This is a genomic window from Marinimicrobium sp. UBA4209 (assembly GCF_002381585.1).
GTDB classification, from domain to species: domain Bacteria; phylum Pseudomonadota; class Gammaproteobacteria; order Pseudomonadales; family Cellvibrionaceae; genus Marinimicrobium; species Marinimicrobium koreense.
On record NZ_DFTP01000113.1, the window covers coordinates 253 to 19,176 of the forward strand.

Sequence of the window (18,924 nt, forward strand, 5' to 3'; positions counted from 1 at the left end):
GACTATGCGGCTTGCGGACTCAGTACTGGCAGTAAATAACGACCTTCCCATCCGGACCGACCGGCCCGTGCACAGCGGCAAGGTCCGCTCGGTTTACTGGCTGACCACCGCCGACAGCGAGCGCCTGATCCGGGAAAAAGGCTACCCCGTCGCCCCGGACACCCCCCTGGCGATCATGGTCATCAGCGACCGGATTTCTGCCTTCGAATGCCTCTGGAAAGGCGAAGGCGGCATGAACGGCGTACCCGGCAAGGGCGCGGCGCTGAACGCCATTTCCAATCACTGGTTCCAGCGCTTTCGCGAAGAGGGGCTGGCCGACAGCCACATTCTGGATATTCCCCACCCTCTGGTGTGGATTGTGCAGAAAGCCCAACCGGTGATGATCGAGGCCATCTGCCGCCAGTACATCACCGGCTCCATGTGGCGCGCCTACGCCAAGGGTGAGCGCACCTTCTGCGGTATCACTCTGCCCGACGGGCTGGAGCGGGACCAGAAACTGCCCGAGCTGCTGATCACCCCCTCCACCAAAGGCATTCTCAAGGGTCTGGATGGTGTGCCGGAGGCGGATGACGTCAACATCAGCCGCGCCGATCTGGAGCGGCACTATCAGGCCTTCAACTTCCGCTCACCCAGCGATATCGACGCCTACGAGCGCTTGCTCAAAGAGGGCTTTGGGGTAATCAGCGACGATCTGGCCAAGATCGACCAGATTTTCGTCGACACCAAGTTCGAGTTTGGCTATGTCCGCAATGCCGAGGGTCAGGAAAAGCTGATCTATATGGACGAAGTCGGTACGCCGGACTCATCCCGTATCTGGGACGGCGCCCAATACCGGGAGGGCAAAGTTGTCGAGCAGTCCAAAGAAGCCTTCCGGCAGGAGTTGCTACACTACTTTGATGACCCGGATGTGCTGCTGGATAAAAGCCGTATGGACGAACGCACCGCGCTGGCCGAACAGACCGAACTGCCCCGGGAGGTGATGATGCGCGTGTCCGATACCTATGTGGGTATTGCGGAGAAAATCATTGGCCGCCCGCTGGCGCTGTCGGATAACCCGCGGGCGGAGATTATCGACACCCTGCGCAGCCAGTACGGGTTGATTCAGGACTGACGACACGCCCGACGGCGTACAATAACCAAGAACTTCCCAGACGAGCCTGTACTCTTATGTCACCACTGAAGCGACTATTTGGTTCCCGTAACAAGCAACCTTCTCTGGACGAGCAGATCAAGGCGCTGGAAGACCGCCCCGAGTCGGAGTTGCTGGCGCTGGTACAGAGCGACACCCAGGAAGCGCTGCGCGAGGCGGCCCTGAACCACCTGAGCTACAACCAGACCCTGCTCAACCTCTCGCTCGGTGATGGCAATGGCCGCCTTCAGCAGGCCGCGCGCAAGCGCATCGGCCAATTACTGGAAGAAGAGCACCTGAGTCTGGAAGAACTGTCCAAAGCGGTGTCCGATGAAGCCCAGTTACTGGCCCTGAGCAGCTACTCGTCCCGGGCCGGCCAGGCAGTACTCGAACAGATCAACGAGCCCGAACTGCTGCTGGAGCTGGCGGTGAACGGGGCCAGCATCCAGATCCGTCGGGCGGCGGCCGAGAAAATCACCACCCGCCCGGAGCTGGAAAAACTGCACAAAGCCGCCCAGGGTCGGGACAAAACCGTATACAAGCTCGCCAAACAGCGTCTGGAGGCCTTCAAGGCGGAGGACGCCCGGCGTGCCGAGGCCGAAGCCCACGCGCTGGTGATCTGTGAGAAACTCGAGCAACTGCTGCGCAGCGAACAGGACCCGCTGTTCGACGCCAAGCTCGACAAGCTGCACCAGGACTGGACCGCCCTGCCCATTACCCCACCGCAGGAACTCGCCCAACGCTACCAGCAGGCACTGGATCAGTATCGCGACAAACAGACCGAACGGGCCGAGCTGGAGGCACAACTGGCGGCTCGGGAAGAAGCCGAGCAGGCCCGCCAGAGCGAGGCGCAAAACCGACTGACCGAGCTTCACACCCAACTCAAGCAGTTCGGTAGCGAACTGTACAGCGCTGACGGGGAGACACTGCTCGGTGACCAGTGGCCCGAACAGCTCAATAGCGCCGGCGAATCGCTGAAAGCCCTGGAAACCGATGCCTTACCCAAGCGCGAGCGCGAATCGTTGGAGCGCCAGATTCACCAGTTGAACGAGCTGTTGGCGCTTCTGCGCGAGCACGGCCCTCTGGAGCAGTGGACACCCCAACTGAATCAGCCGGAGCAGAGCGCGCAGGCCCGCAAGGTCCTCAAACAACTGGTGAAAACCGCCCGCCAGTGGCCGGAGAACGATCGCCCCGCCCCCGTTCAGGACGCGATAAACGCCCTGAATGCGCTGGAGCAACAGGAAAAGGCCAAAGAGCAATCCCAGCGCAAGCACATTCGTGAGGTCGAAGGCCTGGTGCGCCAGGGGCTGAGTGCCGCGCAGCGCGGCCAGGTACGGCGGGCGCGGGGTTTACATCGCGCCAGCCAGGAGAAGCGGGAAACCCTGGAGCACATTCCGGCCCACCTGGCGAGCAAGCTGGAAGAGCTGGATCAGGCGATTGAACGCCTGAGCGACTGGCATGAATTTACGGTCACCCCCAAGAAAGAAGCACTCATTCGTTCCATGCAGGCCCTGGAACACAGCACCATGAACCCGGAAGAGCTGGCCCGCAAGATTCATCACCTCCAGGATGACTGGCGGGAAGTCAGCAAGGGCGTGCCCCATCACGACGAGGACCTGTGGCACCAGTTTCAGGAGGCCTCGCATCGCGCCTTCGAGCCCTGCAAGGAGTTCTTCGAAGCCCAGGCCAGAGAGCGCGAAGCCAACCAGGCCAAGCGGGAGGAATTGATCGAGCAGGTGCAGCTCTACCTGAACGGCTATCACTGGGACAGCCCAGTGTGGAAAGACGTCGAGCACACCCTCAAGCAGGCACGGCGCGAGTGGCGCGATGCCTGGCCGGTGCCGCGCCAGGCGGTCAAAGCCCAGGAAGAGCGGTTTGAGCCTCTGATGGATCAACTGCACGCCAAGCTGGGGGAAGCCTACGATGCGCACCGGGCTGAAAAAGAATTACTGGTACAACGGGCCGAGCAATTGCGCGAGCAGAGCGATCTGCATCAGGCCATTGAAGGCGCCAAAGACCTTCAGGTCCAGTGGAAACAGGTCGGCCAGTGCCGCCCCCGAGAAGATCAGGCCCTGTGGAAGCAGTTCCGCGAACACTGCGACGCCATTTTCGCCCGCCGCCAAGCCCAGTTTGAGGCGGCCGATCAGGCGCGCCAGGCCCAGGCCGAGGAAGCGGAGTCCCTGATCAAGGCACTCAAGACGCTGCAACAGCAACCACTGGATACCCCCGGGGCACAGCGGGCGCGGATCGATGAACTCAAGAGCCAGTTCCAGGCTCTGAAAGAGCTTCCCCGCCAGCAGGCGCAGCCCCTCAATGACGCCTTCTACCAGACGCTCAAAGCCCTGGATGAGCAGCACAAAAACGCTCGCCGCCAGGCTAAAGAACGCCAGCGCCAGCAGCTGTTCAACGCCGCCGAAGCGGTGCGCGCGCTTGAATTGGCCAGCCTTGAAGGCGGCGATACCACCGCAGCCCAGGAAGAGGCGAGCATCGCGCTGGAGGCCGTGGAGTACTGGCCCGGCGACAGCCAGGCCATTTTGAATCAACGCCTGGAACGGGCGGCCAGCCTGACATCCGCGGTCCAGACGGAGAACCTGGAGGCCCTGCGTCTGCTGTGTATCCGCAAGGAAATCGCGACCGGTCAGGAATCCCCCGAGTCCGACAAGGCGCGCCGAATGGCCTATCAGATGGAACAATTACAGCAGGGCCTGGGTCAACGGTCTGACACAGCGGAATCACTGCTGCTGGAATGGTTGACCCTGGGGGGTGTCCCCGATCCGGAATACACCCAACTGCTGACACGATTCCAGCCGCACTGATCTCCGTCTCACCCAGACGTTAGCGGTCCCATCGGATACTTATGGAACAACCCGGCGAAACACCCGCACAGACCATTGAACGCCCTGCCTGGTCTCGCCGGGCGCTGAACAGGCTGATTGCCACCTTCAAGCGCTACCCCAAAGTGCTGGCGCTGGCGGGTTTTCTGTTCGGCCTTGGCAGCTTCGTTCTGGTCGAGCGCAAACCCGCACTCGCCCAGGTGGTCGCGGTGTTGATGATGGCCAGCTGGCTCTGGCTGATGTTCGAGAACACCCTGCGGCGCAACGCGCTGCGCCTGCTGAAGCTGAAAGTCCCACGCCCCGCTCTGCACTTCATCACCCAGATGGTGCACCAGGAGAGTCTGTTTTTCGTCCTGCCGTTTTTCTTTTTCACGGTCACCTGGAACAGCGGGCAGACGCTGTTTATGGGGCTGCTGTGCGCCGCAGCGCTGGTCTCGGTCATTGACCCGCTCTATTACAACCATCTGGCCAAGCGACGCTGGCTGTTTCTCGGCTTTCACGCCCTGGCCTTGTTCGCGGTCATGCTCACCGCACTGCCGATCATCCTGCATCTGAGTACCGCCCAGAGCTACCCTCTGGCGCTCGGCATCGCCGTGCTGCTGGCCATTCCCAGTGTCATCAGTGCGCTGCCGCCCCGGCGCTGGTGGCGCAGCCTGGCCCTGATCGGGGTGGTTGCCGCCCTCGGCCTCGCGGGCTGGTACGGACGCCTCTGGGTGCCCCCGGCCACCCTCTGGCTGACTCAGGTGGCGGTGAGCACCGATATCGATATTCAGGACAAAGCACCGGGAAACCGCCTGACGCAACTGAGCGAAACCAAGCTACACCAGGAAGGGCTCTATGCCTACACGGCGATCCGCGCGCCGCGCGGGCTGAACGAGCGGATTTACCATGTCTGGCGCCTGAACGGCGAAATCGTCGACACCATTGCCCTGGATATTCAGGGCGGGCGCAAAGAGGGATACCGGGCCTGGACCCACAAGCAGCACTTCCCGAAACAGGCGGTGGGCCATTGGCAAGTCCAGGTGGTGACTGAAGCGCGCCAGATGATTGGCGTGCTGCGCTTTGAGGTTACCGATATCGGGAATTGACAGACCCCTTATTTTCCTTTTCACTTGAAGACTTACCGATAAGCATAATAACCGGAGTTCTACTATGGCTTTTGCGTCCAAGGAAGCCGCCAGAGAGTATTGGCGGGCGAATATCAAGTTGCTGGCGGTGCTGCTCAGCATCTGGTTCATTGTCTCGTTTGGTGCGGGCATCCTGCTGGTGGACTGGCTCAATCAATTTCGCATGGGTGGCTTCAAACTGGGCTTCTGGTTTGCCCAGCAGGGTTCCATCTACACCTTTCTGGTCCTGATTTTTGTCTACGTGTACAAGATGAATCAGCTGGACCGCCGCTTTGGTGTCCGGGAAGACGAGGAGTAGTTCATGGAAGCCCAAACGCTCATCTACCTGGTGGTTGGCGCCACCTTCGCGCTCTATATTGGCATCGCGGTCTGGTCCCGGGCCGGCAGCACTGGGGACTTCTACATTGCTGGCGGTGGCGTCCATCCCGTGGCTAATGGCATGGCCACGGCCGCCGACTGGATGTCCGCCGCATCCTTCATTTCCATGGCCGGCCTGATCGCCTTTCTCGGTTATGACGGTAGCGTCTACCTCATGGGCTGGACCGGCGGTTATGTGCTGCTCGCCTTATGCCTGGCCCCCTACCTGCGCAAATTTGGCAAGTTCACCGTGCCGGATTTCATTGGCGATCGCTACTACTCCCAGATGGCCCGCACCGTTGCCGTGGTGTGCGCCATTTTTGTGTCGTTCACCTATGTGGCCGGACAGATGCGCGGGGTCGGGGTGGTGTTCTCCCGCTTTCTGGAAGTGGATGTGACCACCGGCGTGCTGATCGGTATGGGCGTGGTGTTCTTTTACGCGGTGCTCGGCGGTATGAAGGGCATTACCTACACCCAGGTGGCCCAGTACTGCGTGATGATTTTTGCCTACACGGTACCGGCGATTTACATCAGCCTGATGATCACCGGCAACCCGATTCCACAGCTGGGCTTTGGCGATACCCTGGCCGACGGCTCGGGCACCCACCTGCTCGACAAGCTCGACGGGTTATCCCGGGAGCTCGGCTTTACCGCCTTCACCGAGGGGAAAAAGTCCACCATCGACATGTTCTGCATTACCGCCGCGCTGATGGTGGGCACGGCGGGCCTGCCCCACGTCATCGTGCGCTTTTTCACCGTCCCCAAAGTGCGCGACGCCCGCAAGAGCGCCGGCTGGGCCCTGCTGTTTATCGCCGTGCTCTACACCACCGCCCCGGCCGTGGGCGCCTTTGCACGCACCAACATGATCGAGACCATCAATGGCCCCGAGGGCCAGGGGGTAGCCCGGGAAAACATGCCCTCCTGGGTGGACACCTGGGAAACCACGGGGCTGATCCAGTGGCAGGATGAAAACGGCGATGGGCGGCTGTTTTACAGCAATGACAGCCGCAATGAAATGACCATCGACCCGGATATTCTGGTACTGGCCAACCCGGAAATCGCCGAGCTGCCCAACTGGGTGATCGCCCTGGTGGCCGCCGGTGGCCTGGCCGCCGCGCTGTCGACCGCCGCCGGGCTGTTACTGGTGATTTCCACCTCAATCTCCCACGATTTGCTCAAACGCAACCTCATGCCCCGGATCACCGAGAAGCAGGAGCTGATGGCGGCGCGCCTGGCCGCCGCCGGGGCAATCGGGGTGGCGGGCTACCTGGGCATCAATCCGCCGGGCTTTGTCGCCGAGGTGGTCGCCTTCGCCTTTGGCCTGGCGGCGGCGAGCTTCTTCCCGGCGATCATCATGGGGATTTTCTTCAAACCCATGAACCAGTGGGGCGCCGTCGCGGGCATGCTCACCGGGCTGGTGTTCACCGCCAGCTATATCCTGGTATTCAAGGGGGTATTCTTCGAACCCTTGCTGCCCAATACCGCCGAATACTGGCTGCTGGGTATCTCACCGGAGGGCATCGGGTTTGTCGGCATGCTGCTGAATCTGGCCGTGGCTCTGACCGTACGCCACTTTACCCCGGATGCGCCGCCGCATGTCCAGGATCTGGTGGAAAGCATCCGCTTCCCTCAGGGCTCAAGCGGCCCCAGCGCCCACTGACCCGCCCACACCGGTATTAAACCCGGCATTAAAAAAGGGAGCACCTGCTCCCTTTTTTAATGCCCTGCTTTCAGCTCTCGAGCCAGACCTCATCAATCCAGCGCCAGACATCATCCCAGCTCTCATCGCTCAGATCGCCATCGCGCCAGAACAGGACTTCACCCTCGGGCTCAACGCAGTAATAGTTGCCATTGGTCTCACACAGCGGCAACAGGTAACGGGGCAGGCCCATCGACCAGGCCACCGCCGCCACCTCCGGCAGGTAGGTATGGGCATGAGGGTCAGCAGCGGTCACAGGCTCCAACGAACCGGTCACCACGTCGCTGGCCAGAAGCAGGAAACGGCGCATCTCCCGCGGGATAGGCAGAAGCACCTCCTCCTCCACATCCACCAGGTCTTCGTGACTGGGCAGCTCCAGGGGTACCGGCACCGGCTGGTGCGCCGCCCTCAGTCGTTCCAGGGTCTCTTCCATTGTGGGCTCTTGCATTGCGAAAGGACCGTCAATGCTAGCGCCCCATCTGGCATATGACAAGCCGGGACGCCCCTGTCAGGGGTAGTACATGTGGTAGTGACTCTGCGCGTAGGGGTTGAGCTCGTAATACGACTCCAGAAACGCCACCAGATCAATCAGCTCACTGACGGTCATGACATCGTTGTAGTTGCGCATCAATGACTGCCCGGCGTCATCTGTGATCTGCTCATCCTGATAGCCGCTGGCCAGCCGATGGGAGGGATTGATGACGGAAGTCAGAAGTTCGGCGTAGGTTTTGACCTTGGTGACGGTGCCACCGAGAATGATCGGCGTGTCCAGTTCGCGTTCCGTCACCACTGCATCATAGCCCTGCAGCCGATGGCAGGACAGACAATCATACTGGACAAACACCTGCTCGCCCCGCTCAAGATCCCCTTCGGGCAGACTGAACCCCCGGGGCGATTCCGGTCCCTGACTGCACGCCGTCAGAAAAAACACGAACGCAAAGAGTATTGAGTATTTCATGGTGACCACCTCTAACCGACATCGAACGAAGTCTGAATCCTTACAACCCGATTCGAGATCTATTAAGTGTTGTCGACGGTGGTGTTTTCGCAACCCAGTAAACGGGATTTATCTCCTGTATTAAGACTACCTTTGCGCTGAATCAAAAATGACGCCAATTCTTGATCGGATAGAATCACCCCCGATCCAACAAACTCCGCAAATCAATCAACGCCGCATTGGCGCGGGAGATATAGGAGGCCATTACCAGAGAGTGGTTGGCCAGCGGACCGAAACCGCTGCCGTTAAGGATCATCGGGCTCATCAGCGAGCGCTGGGTGGCTTCCAGCTCACGAATGATCTGCCCCAGGCTGACCCGGGCATTTTTGTCATCGAGCACGTCGGCGAATTCGATTTCCGCCGCCTTCAGTAGATGGATCAGGGCCCAGGCCGAGCCTCGGGCTTCGTAATAGACATTATCCAGCTCGGTCCAGGGCGTCTTGACGATCACCTCTCCCGGGGCCACTTCCCGAGGTTCACCCATGCTTACCGGCAAGTCCGTATTCAGTCGACGCTGACCGACGCTGGCGCTGAGGCGCTGCGACAGGCTGCCCAGGCGGGTTTCCACAGTGCTCAACCAATAGCGAAGATTATCGGCGCGGGTGTAGAACTCGGCATTCTGTTCACTGATGCCGGTCAATCGATCAAGGTAGCGACGGGTGTACTGAATGCCTTCGCGATACTGTCCCTCGGTGGCCGGCATGATCCAACTGTCAGTATTGAAGTTGAAGCGGGACTCGGCCAGGGCCAGGTCCTGATCCTCGCGGGATTGAGACTGGGAGCGGCTGAACGCTTCACGCATGGCTTTGCTGGCGTCGCGCACCTGAATGACCACGCCGTACTCCCAGCTTGGCATGTTATCCAGCCAGAGGCCGGGCGGCGTGATGTCATTGGTCAGGTAGCCGCCGGGTTTTTCCAGCAGGGTTTCCGCCACGCCAATCAGCGCCGAGGTCATAACAGCGCCGCGCTCACGGGTCCCGCCGCGCTCCTCCACCTGCGTCGTCACATAGTCTTCCACGGTGAAGAAACCGGGGGTCATGCTCCAGTAAATGCCCACTACCAGCGCCAACAACAAGTAGAGACCCAATACGGCTATACCGATTTTCACCCGCATTCCCAATCGGGAGACATCGTCACGGGTATCGGCAAAGGTGTCCCGAAGCTTGCGCTGCAGGTGAACCCAGAACTGCTTGGCTTTGGACATGGGCATAGCGACTTCCTGATCGGTGAAATGCGTTAGTGGTCGTGATGGGGCCGGTCAAACACGCTGACCGCATAGGCCTTCACGGTCTGCTCACTGCCATCATCAAACGTCAATATCAATTGTAGCGGATCTCCGGTGCGGGGGCGTCGCTCAAGCCCAAAGAGCATTACGTGGTAGCCCCCCGAGGCAAAGCGCACCTTCTCGCCGGGGGGAATCTCCACCGCATCCACCTGACGCATGCGCATCATGCCATCCTCCGTGCGGTGCTCGTGCAGCTCCGCCCGCTCGGCGAACTCGGCGGACACCGCCACCAACGACCGCGCCTCCTCACCCATGTTATGCAGTAGAAAGTAGGCCGAGGTGAGATCTTTACCCGGCAAGGGCACACGCACGGTTGCGTCGGTAACGGTGACGGTGGGCGCCTCCGCCCAGACCGGCGCTACCCCCAACGCCAGTATAAAAAGTATGGCTCGCAACATGACAGGTTTCTCCAGAGCATTGATTGTGCCGCCGCACAACCCGGTTACAACGGCGGCTGTAGTTCGATTCGCGGGGGCGACCCCAGGTGAATATCTCCGCGCAACAAATAATTGGGTGTGCCATCACGCATTTGCTGATAAATCCACCGGCCCTCGGCGTCCGTGCGCGCCACGATCAGCAGAAACTCACCGGTGTCTTTTACGCGCCGGGCCAGCTGTTGCAGATCAACCACCAGCTCGTCTGCCCGCTGACGAAGCAGCTCTCCATTGAGCTGTACCACTTGCCCATCCTGAGTCAGGGGGGAGGCACTTTGCAAACGCGCCCGCTGGTCGCTGACCTTCTCGCTGAACTCGGCCACCAGCGGATTCCCCGGATCCACGGACGCTGCCAGGTCCAGATAGCCCTGGGCCTGAGAGAGCGCGCTACGCGCGGCGGCGGAGCGGGCCAGATCGAGATAGCGCAAGGCAATGGCCTGGAGCCCGGAAATGGCGCGGGTGTTATCGGGGTCATAAATCAGCACCGCCCGATAGCGATCATGGGCATTGTCGCCCAACGGTGACAGCAATCGATCGGCAGACAGGGCCCGATCGCCCTCCTCCAGCCAGCGCTCAAGCCGCTGCTCTCGCGTCAGCGCCGGCTCGGGCTCGGGCATGGTATCAACCGCCGGCGGCGATGCCTGTGTCGAAGAGGGTGTCGGCGCGGGGCTGCTGCACCCGACCAACAGGGCAAGCCCCAGCATACCGCCCAGCATCCACCCTCGGGATCTCGTCCGATCGGTTGCGGGATGACCCAACTCATGCATGACGATAACCTTACTCACAGCGACTCCAGGAGAGCCAGTTGGCAGTTTTTGCGGTCCAAGTCCGGTACACTAGCGCCCCGGATTGATCCGAATTATTGTGGTTTGCCGCAGTCCGAGAAATGAGACTGCTTTGGCATTTAGCGGCCATGATACCCTCTCGCCGCAGAAAACGTCACCCAACACGGAATAGAACGACCTATGTTGACCCTGCAATTATCGCCATCCCGACACAATTTCCTGTCATTCTGGCGTCTGCTACTCTGGAGCACCCTACTCTGCGTTTTCAGCCAAGGCGCCGCCGCTCAGGACCTACTAAGCGGCCAATCCCAGAATTCGAGCCTACTGGGGGGCGGTGATGACTTTCTGCCGGTCACCGAGGCATTTCAACTGGAAACCCGGCTGTACGATGGCGAGCTGGTACTTCACTGGGAAGTGGCCCCGGACTACTACCTGTATCAAGAGCGGTTCCGGTTGAGCGCCGATCCCGAGCCGGAGGCGTTTGCCCCCCGATTCAGCGACAACACGGTCGACAAGTACGACGAGTACTTTGAAAAGGACATGGCGGTCTATTACGGCAGCGCCACTGTCCGCCTTGCCGTGGCCGACAACGCCCAGCCCTTCACCCTGCGAGTAGAGTCTCAGGGGTGCGCGGACGCGGGGCTGTGCTATCCGCCCCATGTTGATTACGTCAAGGTGGACCCCGCCAACCAGAGCGCCAGCATCGCCTCTGCGCCTCCCGCAAACACACCCGCAAATACCGACGACGGCGGCGCCACCTCCGAGGCCACGACCACTTGGCTCCCTTATATTCTGGTGTTGGCACTGCTCGGTGGCATCATTCTGAACCTGATGCCCTGTGTCTTCCCCGTGCTGTCGATCAAGGTCATGAGCCTGGCTCGAGCCGACCGCCAGCGGTTGCCGCTCCACGGCTGGGCTTACACCGCGGGCATTGTGGTCAGCTTTGTCGCCTTTGCCGGCGTACTGTTGGCCGCACGCGCCGGTGGAGAGGCGATTGGCTGGGGCTTCCAGTTACAGTCTCCCCTGCTCATTGCCGCACTGGTGTACTTGTTTTTTATTCTCGGGCTGAGCCTGTCCGGCCTGCTGACCATTGGCACGCGCTGGATGGGGGTAGGACAGAAGCTGACCCAGAGTGGCGGCCTGAGCGGCTCCTTCTTTACCGGCGTGCTCGCTGCTATTGTCGCCAGTCCTTGCACCGCCCCCTTTATGGGTGCGGCGCTTGGCTTTGCCCTGACCCAGCCCACGCTGGTGAGCCTGAGCGTGTTTGTGGCGCTGGGTCTGGGGATGGCGTTGCCACTGCTAGCGCTGTGCTACCTGCCATCGCTGGTGAACCATCTGCCAAAACCCGGCCCCTGGATGGACAGCCTGAAGCAGTTTCTGGCCTTTCCTTTATACCTGACCGCCATCTGGCTGATTTGGGTGCTCGGGCGCCAGGCCGGGCCCAATGCCGTGGCAGCGGTTGGCGTGGGGGCCGTCGCGATTGCCTTCGCGGGATGGTTACTGACCCGGCAGCCCCGTTCGACTCCGGCCCGATTCAGCCAGAAGGCGCTGGTATTACTCGCCTGGGTCGCCGCCCTGGCTCTGCCCTGGCAAACGCTGAACGCCCCAGTCGAGGACTCCCGCTGGGAGCCCTACTCCGCCGCCCGCCTGGACACCCTGCGCCGCGAAGGAACTCCGGTATTTATCAATCTGACCGCCGACTGGTGCCTGACCTGCCTGGCCAACGAGCGCGTGACCCTGAGTACTGACGACGTTGAACGCGCTTTCGACGCCCACGGCGTAGCGACCCTCAAAGGAGACTGGACCCACCGCGACCCAGCCATCACCCAGCTGCTGGAGGCGTACAACCGCAGCGGGGTGCCGCTCTACCTCTGGTTTCCCGCCGACCATCAGGGCCCAGGCATCGTGTTACCGCAAATTCTTCGCAAAAAAGCCCTGCTAGAGCGACTCGGGGATGGCACGGAAACACAATTGAGCCAAAATTGACGACGTTAGCAGCAATATTGCCGACTTTTTGCCATCCTCTGTTATCTTGCCTGTATTGCGCCGGGTTTGTCGCTCAAAATGACTGTTAACGGGTTTTGCCAACCCACTCAAACACGGCTTTATGCGCCACAACAGACCGAACGTCTGGCATCTTGTCGCCATTTGAGGACAATTTAGCAAAAACCCGAATAGACCGTGGACACTGTTGCTTTTTTGCGGCAAACTCGCCCCCATAACGTGCAAACGCCGATTTTCGCGCGTTAACACAACACCCGGTCAAGAAAACCACGGTCACACAGGATTTTTCATGGCAACCATTCTGGTTCTACATGGCCCCAACCTGAATCTGCTGGGACAACGCGAGCCCGGCATTTATGGTGCCCAGACCCTGGACACCATAAACCGGACCTTGACCGAACAGGGCCACGCCGCTGGCCACCATGTGTTGACCCTGCAGAGCAATGCGGAATACGAACTCGTTGAACGCATTCACGATGCGCGCCAGGAAGGGGTGGACTTTATTGTCATCAACCCTGCTGCGTTCACCCACACCAGCGTCGCCCTGCGCGATGCACTGCTGGGCGTTGCCATTCCTTTTATCGAAGTGCACCTGTCCAATGTGCACGCCCGCGAGCCGTTCCGCCAACACTCGTATTTTTCCGATGTCGCCCAGGGCGTCATCTGTGGTTTCGGCGCCCAGAGCTATGAGCTGGCCCTGACCGCGGCACTGCGCCACCTGGAGCGCGCCGCGCAGACAGGCAAGGCATCGACATCCGAATAGAAGTATCTACACCCTGACATCGAACCCGGTGCGCCGGGATCAATTCATCATTCATCCGTTGCTTTAAAGAGAGGCCCCAATGGATATTCGCAAAATTAAAAAACTGATTGAGCTGCTGGAAGAATCCGACATCGGCGAGCTGGAAATCAAAGAGGGCGAGGAATCCGTCCGCATCAGCCGCAATAACCCGAACGCTCAATACTTCACCGCCGCACCGGCCCAGGCGCCCGCGCAAGCACCGGCCGCCGCCCCCGCCGCACCGGCTCCGGCCGCCGACAGCAGCGAGGCAGCCCCCGCCGCGCAGCACAACGGCCACGTGGTGAAATCACCCATGGTAGGCACCTTCTACCGCTCCCCGAGCCCCGGCTCCCCGGCGTTTGTGGAAGTGGGCCAGCACGTTAAGGTCGGCGATGTGATCTGCATCGTTGAGGCCATGAAGATGATGAACCAAATCGAAGCGGACAAAGCCGGCGTGGTCGAAGCCATTCTGGTCGACGACGGCGAGCCGGTTGAATTCGACCAACCCCTGGTCACGATTGTATAAATCCAGCACCGAGGATTTGGTTTATGTTTGATAAAGTTTTGATCGCCAACCGCGGCGAGATTGCCCTGCGCATTCTGCGCGCCTGTAAAGAGATGGGCATTAAAACCGTCGCGGTTCACTCTGTCATCGACCGCGACCTGAAGCACGTTCGCCTGGCGGACGAGTCGGTATGCATCGGGCCCAACCCGTCGCCCCAGAGCTACCTGAACATCCCGGCCATCATCAGTGCGATGGAAGTGACCGACTCGGTAGCGGTACACCCCGGCTACGGCTTTCTGGCCGAAAACGCCGATTTTGCTGAACAAGTTGAACAATCTGGCTTCATTTTTGTTGGACCAACGCCGGATCTTATCCGTCTTATGGGCGACAAAGTATCAGCCATTAAGGCAATGAAGAAAACCGGCGTTCCTTGCGTTCCGGGGTCGGATGGCCCTCTGGATGACGACGACGAACGTAATAAGAAGCTTGCTAAGCGCATTGGTTACCCCATTATTATTAAAGCAGCAGGCGGCGGCGGTGGTCGTGGTATGCGGGTTGTACGCGAGGAGAGCGAATTGCTCAGCTCTATCACTATGACTCAGAACGAAGCTCGCGCAGCCTTCGGTAACCCTGTTGTCTATATGGAAAAATTCCTTGAAAACCCTCGCCATGTGGAAATTCAGGTTCTGGCCGATGGACAAGGCAATGCCATTCATTTAGGTGAACGTGACTGCTCGATGCAGCGTCGTCACCAGAAAGTGGTTGAAGAGGCACCTGCGCCGGGTATCACCCCTGAAATGCGTAAATTTATTGGTGAGCGTTGTGCCAAAGCTTGTGTAGAGCTTGGCTACCGTGGCGCTGGTACATTTGAATTCTTGTACGAAAATGGTGAATTCTATTTCATTGAAATGAACACCCGTATTCAGGTTGAGCATCCGGTTACCGAGATGGTCACAGGTATCGACTTGATTAAAGAGCAGTTGCGCATTGCAGCCGGTCGTCAGCTTTCGGTCAGCCAGGAAGATGTTGTCATTCGTGGTCATGCCATTGAATGTCGGATTAACGCCGAAGACCCTGAAACCTTTACACCGTCACCGGGCACTATCACCCGTTTCCACTCTCCGGGTGGCTTTGGTGTGCGTTGGGACTCACACGTTTACGCGGATTACAAAGTTCCGCCGAACTATGACTCGATGATAGGCAAGCTGATTACTTACGGCGAAAACCGTGATATTGCTATTGCCCGTATGCGTAATGCTTTAAATGAATTGATCATCGAAGACATTAAAACCAATATTCCTCTGCAAAAATCAATTATGGCAGATGAAAACTTCCAGCACGGTGGTACCAACATTCACTACCTTGAGAAAAAACTTGGTATAGGCGGGCATTAATTAATGCCCTGGATACAACTCACCCTTTCCTGTAGTGAAGAGCATGCGCCCCAAGTGGGTGACATGCTCATGGCTAACGGCGCTCAGGCGGTAACTTACCGAGACGGCGCCGACACGCCCATTTTTGAACCCCGCCCCGGCGACGTTATATTGTGGGAACACACTCTAGCCACGGGCTTATTTGACGCCGACGCGGACATCAAAGCCATTATTGCCAACCTGAAACAGTCCAACATTTTCGGCAGCGATTTGCAGTACAAAGTCGATGCACTGGAAGACAAAGACTGGGAACGCGAATGGATGGATAACTTCCACCCTATTCAGTTTGGCGAGAATTTATGGATTTGCCCCAGCTGGCGGGAGATACCAAAACCTGAAGCCGTTAATATTTTGCTCGACCCTGGCATGGCTTTTGGTACCGGAACACACCCAACAACCGCTATGTGTCTGCGCTGGATAGACGCCAACCCACCAACCGGCAAAACCGTGGTGGATTTCGGTTGTGGCTCAGGGATATTAGGCATTGCCGCATTACTATTTAAAGCAGAACACGTAGTTGGCATTGATATTGACCAACAGGCGCTGATTGCGACCAAAGATAACGCTGAGCGCAATAAGGTGGGCGATAAATTTAGCCTTTATCTACCCAGCCAACAACCTGAAACCCAGGTGGACTTGGTACTTGCCAATGTCCTCGCCGGCCCTTTACGAGAGCTAGCCGATACCATACTCGGCTTCGTTTCCCCCGGCGGACAACTGGTTTTATCCGGTATACTGGAACGGCAAATAGAAGGGGTTATTGAGGCTTACCAACCGCACATAAAATTCGATACCCCGACTATAGACGGCGACTGGGCAATGCTCAGCGGTACCCGCGTTGGTTAACAAGCGTACGCTTTGTCAATAGTAAAAAATGAAAAAAAGACTCAAATTGCGTAATAAATAGCCTTTTCTTTATTGCGCAAATTCCCTAAAATTCCTCACCCTTTCGCTGAGTAGTTTTTAACCGATGCGGATTGGTCCATATCAACTCGACAATCAGGTCATATTAGCTCCCATGGCTGGAGTTACTGATCAGCCGTTCCGTCAGCTGTGTTACAGCACGGGGGCCGGGCTTACAGTATCAGAGATGCTGTCCAGTAACCCTAAGGTATGGCAGACCGATAAATCCAGGCAACGCATGGATCATTCGGGAGAGCTGGGCATTCGTGCTGTGCAGATAGCGGGCTCGGAACCGGCATTAATGGCCGAAGCAGCGCGCGTGAATGTGAGTATGGGTGCGCAGATTATTGACATAAATATGGGCTGCCCGGCGAAAAAGGTAAATAAGAAGATGGCTGGCTCGGCGCTCATGCAGCATCCCGGGTTAGTAGAAGAGATATTAACAGCTGTGGTTGCAGCTGTTGAGGTTCCGGTAACACTGAAAACCAGAACCGGTTGGGATCCTGAACACAGAAACGGTATTGATATAGCGCAGCTGGCAGAACGTTGCGGTATTCAGTCTCTTGCCATTCATGGTCGTACTCGTGCCTGCATGTACAAAGGCATTGCCGAATACGACACCATTAAGGCAATTAAGAAGGCTGTTTCTATCCCAGTAGTGGCTAACGGCGATATCCGTACACCACTGCAGGCTCAACAGGTTTTAGAGTACACCGGAGCCGACGCCATTATGATTGGTCGCGGCGCGCAGGGTAACCCCTGGCTGTTTAGAGAAATTGCTCATTTTCTTGAAACAGGACAGGAGCTAAGCCCGCCGTCCTTAACCGAAGTGGCTGAGACCGTTATTCATCACGTTGGCAAACTGCACGAATTTTACGGCAGTTACCAGGGTGTCAGAATCGCCCGAAAACACGTTGGTTGGTATTTAAAAGAACAAGCCAGCAATGATGAATTCAGGCAAACATTTAATCGTCTTGAGGATGCCAGCGAGCAACTTAAGGCACTTGAAGATTATTTTGTCACTGTAGAGAAGAGATAAGCGCATTATGTTTGATCAAAACCCTAGTCGTGAGAACGTATCTCCCCTAACCACTATCGGCAATAACGCACAGCCAAAGCCATTGCGTGATTCCGTAAAACAAGCATTGAACAGTTTTCTGCGTCAGCTTGATGGTCAGGATCCTGAAGAACTTTACGAGTTGGTGCTATCTGAAGTAGAAGCACCGTTACTGGAAGAAGTCATGACTTACACCCGGGGTAATCAAACCCGCGCCGCAACCATGTTAGGCATTAACCGCGGCACCTTACGCAAGAAGCTGAAAAAATACGGCATGAATTAAGAAGTTTTTTGGGCGCCTTTTGGCGCCCTTTTTTTATTAACCTCCCCGTAAGTTAACTCAGTATAGAAAGGCAAAACAATGGAAACCCGTCCAATCCAACGCGCTTTAATCAGTGTTTCTGATAAAACCGGTATTGTTGAATTCGCTCAAGCTTTGGCTCAAAAGAACATTGAAATTCTCTCTACTGGCGGTACAGCTAAACTACTCCGTGACTCAGGCATTGCCGTTATTGATGTTTCTGAACATACCGGTCAGGAAGAGATTATGGGCGGGCGGGTAAAGACACTGCACCCTAAGGTTCATGGCGGTATTTTAGGTCGCCGCGATGTCGACCAGGGTGTTATGCAGGAGCAAAACATCGCGCCTATCGATATGGTTGTCGTGAACCTGTATCCCTTTGCTGAAACGGTTGCCAAAGAAGGTTGCTCTCTGGAAGACGCTATTGAGAATATTGATATTGGCGGTCCAACTATGGTTCGTGCAGCAGCGAAAAACCACAAAGACGTGACTATTGTTGTGAATGCCAGTGACTACCAGCGCGTGCTCGCTGAGCTCAATGAGCAAAATGGGGTCAGCCACAGCACTCGCTTTGACTTAGCAGTAGCAGCATTTGAGCACACCGCTCAATATGATGGCATGATTGCAAATTACCTCGGCAAGCAGCTGAGCGAAAACGATTTTGCGCGCACGTTGAACCTGCAGGTATCAAAAAAGCAGGACCTACGCTACGGCGAGAACTCACATCAGGCAGCGGCATTTTACGCAGAGCGCAATGCACCAAAAGGGACAGTTTCCAGCGCGACTCAAATTCAGGGCAAAGCGTTGTCCTTTAACAATATTGCCGATACAGACGCGGCACTTGAGTGCGTAAAAAGCTTTGTTGAACCAGCCTGCGTTATTGTTAAGCACGCAAACCCTTGCGGTGTTGCAATAGGTGAATCTATTTCCGACGCTTATGACCGCGCCTTTAAAACCGACCCAACTTCCGCATTTGGTGGCATTATTGCTTTTAACCGCGAGCTGGATGAAGCAACCGCAACCGCTATTGTTGAGCGTCAGTTTGTGGAAGTTATTATCGCTCCGAGCGTCAGCGAAAGCGCCAAGGCAGCTGTTGCCGGCAAAAAGAACGTTCGCTTACTGGAATGTGGTGAGTGGTCGGACTCTGTTGAACAACTGGACTACAAGCGCGTCAACGGAGGCTTACTGGTACAGGACACCGATAACCAGGACTTCATTCAGGACGATCTGAAAGTCGTCACCGAAAAACAGCCAACCGAAGCACAGATGACCGACTTATTGTTCTGCTGGAAA

18 protein-coding genes are annotated in these 18,924 nt (G+C 57.7%); 13 read left to right on the plus strand and 5 right to left on the minus strand.

Annotation, left to right across the window (positions count from 1 at the left end):
• Positions 1-4 precede the first annotated feature (4 nt).
• The 5 genes from B3187_RS16380 to B3187_RS16400 all read left to right on the plus strand — a co-directional run bounded on the left by B3187_RS16380 (position 5) and on the right by B3187_RS16400 (position 7,107).
• Positions 5-1,111 carry a phosphoribosylaminoimidazolesuccinocarboxamide synthase gene (locus B3187_RS16380; RefSeq protein ID WP_286807561.1) on the plus strand — a complete coding sequence of 369 codons (1,107 nt, stop codon included), beginning with the start codon at positions 5-7 and terminating at the stop codon, positions 1,109-1,111.
• 56 nt (positions 1,112-1,167) lie between these two features.
• Positions 1,168-3,945: a DUF349 domain-containing protein gene (locus tag B3187_RS16385; RefSeq protein WP_286807543.1), complete on the plus strand. Its 2,778-nt coding sequence runs from the start codon at positions 1,168-1,170 to the stop codon at positions 3,943-3,945.
• A gap of 41 nt (positions 3,946-3,986) precedes the next feature.
• Entirely contained in the window at positions 3,987-5,051 is a 1,065-nt protein-coding gene (locus B3187_RS16390) for a DUF5924 family protein (protein ID WP_123636924.1), read from the plus strand.
• Between the two features lie 64 nt (positions 5,052-5,115).
• Complete coding sequence (locus tag B3187_RS16395) at positions 5,116-5,388, plus strand: DUF4212 domain-containing protein (RefSeq protein ID WP_024459621.1); 273 nt, start codon at positions 5,116-5,118, stop codon at positions 5,386-5,388.
• A gap of 3 nt (positions 5,389-5,391) precedes the next feature.
• Entirely contained in the window at positions 5,392-7,107 is a 1,716-nt protein-coding gene (locus tag B3187_RS16400; protein WP_286807546.1) for a sodium:solute symporter family protein, read from the plus strand.
• Positions 7,108-7,177: 70 nt separating this feature from the next.
• Here B3187_RS16400 and B3187_RS16405 read toward each other — a convergent pair whose 3' ends face one another.
• The 5 genes from B3187_RS16405 to B3187_RS16425 form a co-directional block, all read right to left on the minus strand.
• The gene (locus B3187_RS16405) at positions 7,178-7,579 is read right to left on the minus strand and encodes an SMI1/KNR4 family protein (RefSeq protein WP_286875900.1); all 402 of its coding nucleotides are present in this window, start codon (positions 7,577-7,579) and stop codon (positions 7,178-7,180) included.
• A gap of 75 nt (positions 7,580-7,654) precedes the next feature.
• Complete coding sequence (locus B3187_RS16410) at positions 7,655-8,104, minus strand: c-type cytochrome (protein ID WP_286807551.1); 450 nt, start codon at positions 8,102-8,104, stop codon at positions 7,655-7,657.
• 175 nt (positions 8,105-8,279) lie between these two features.
• Positions 8,280-9,353, minus strand: coding sequence for a DUF2333 family protein (locus tag B3187_RS16415; protein ID WP_414673723.1), 1,074 nt, complete (start codon positions 9,351-9,353; stop codon positions 8,280-8,282).
• Between the two features lie 26 nt (positions 9,354-9,379).
• Positions 9,380-9,826, minus strand: a complete 447-nt coding sequence (locus B3187_RS16420) for a copper chaperone PCu(A)C (RefSeq protein WP_286807552.1) — start codon at positions 9,824-9,826, stop codon at positions 9,380-9,382.
• 44 nt (positions 9,827-9,870) lie between these two features.
• Entirely contained in the window at positions 9,871-10,479 is a 609-nt protein-coding gene (locus B3187_RS16425) for a hypothetical protein (RefSeq protein WP_286807553.1), read from the minus strand.
• Positions 10,480-10,827: 348 nt separating this feature from the next.
• Here B3187_RS16425 and B3187_RS16430 point away from each other — a divergent pair, with 348 nt between their 5' ends.
• The 8 genes from B3187_RS16430 to purH form a co-directional block, all read left to right on the plus strand.
• The gene (locus B3187_RS16430) at positions 10,828-12,633 is read left to right on the plus strand and encodes a protein-disulfide reductase DsbD family protein (protein WP_286807554.1); all 1,806 of its coding nucleotides are present in this window, start codon (positions 10,828-10,830) and stop codon (positions 12,631-12,633) included.
• 307 nt (positions 12,634-12,940) lie between these two features.
• Positions 12,941-13,414, plus strand: a complete 474-nt coding sequence (gene aroQ / locus B3187_RS16435) for a type II 3-dehydroquinate dehydratase (RefSeq protein WP_123636914.1) — start codon at positions 12,941-12,943, stop codon at positions 13,412-13,414.
• A 79-nt stretch (positions 13,415-13,493) separates the two neighbouring features.
• Entirely contained in the window at positions 13,494-13,958 is a 465-nt protein-coding gene (gene accB, locus B3187_RS16440; protein ID WP_286807556.1) for an acetyl-CoA carboxylase biotin carboxyl carrier protein, read from the plus strand.
• A gap of 23 nt (positions 13,959-13,981) precedes the next feature.
• A complete protein-coding gene (accC, locus tag B3187_RS16445) occupies positions 13,982-15,331 on the plus strand; it encodes an acetyl-CoA carboxylase biotin carboxylase subunit (RefSeq protein ID WP_286807558.1) in 1,350 nt (449 codons plus the stop codon).
• Positions 15,332-15,334: 3 nt separating this feature from the next.
• The gene (gene prmA, locus B3187_RS16450) at positions 15,335-16,216 is read left to right on the plus strand and encodes a 50S ribosomal protein L11 methyltransferase (protein WP_011235513.1); all 882 of its coding nucleotides are present in this window, start codon (positions 15,335-15,337) and stop codon (positions 16,214-16,216) included.
• A gap of 124 nt (positions 16,217-16,340) precedes the next feature.
• Positions 16,341-17,312: a tRNA dihydrouridine synthase DusB gene (gene dusB / locus B3187_RS16455; protein ID WP_011235514.1), complete on the plus strand. Its 972-nt coding sequence runs from the start codon at positions 16,341-16,343 to the stop codon at positions 17,310-17,312.
• A gap of 7 nt (positions 17,313-17,319) precedes the next feature.
• Positions 17,320-17,613 carry a DNA-binding transcriptional regulator Fis gene (gene fis, locus B3187_RS16460; RefSeq protein WP_011235515.1) on the plus strand — a complete coding sequence of 98 codons (294 nt, stop codon included), beginning with the start codon at positions 17,320-17,322 and terminating at the stop codon, positions 17,611-17,613.
• Positions 17,614-17,691: 78 nt separating this feature from the next.
• The coding region (gene purH, locus B3187_RS16465; protein ID WP_286807560.1) for a bifunctional phosphoribosylaminoimidazolecarboxamide formyltransferase/IMP cyclohydrolase at positions 17,692-18,924 on the plus strand (1,233 nt) is incomplete at its 3' end.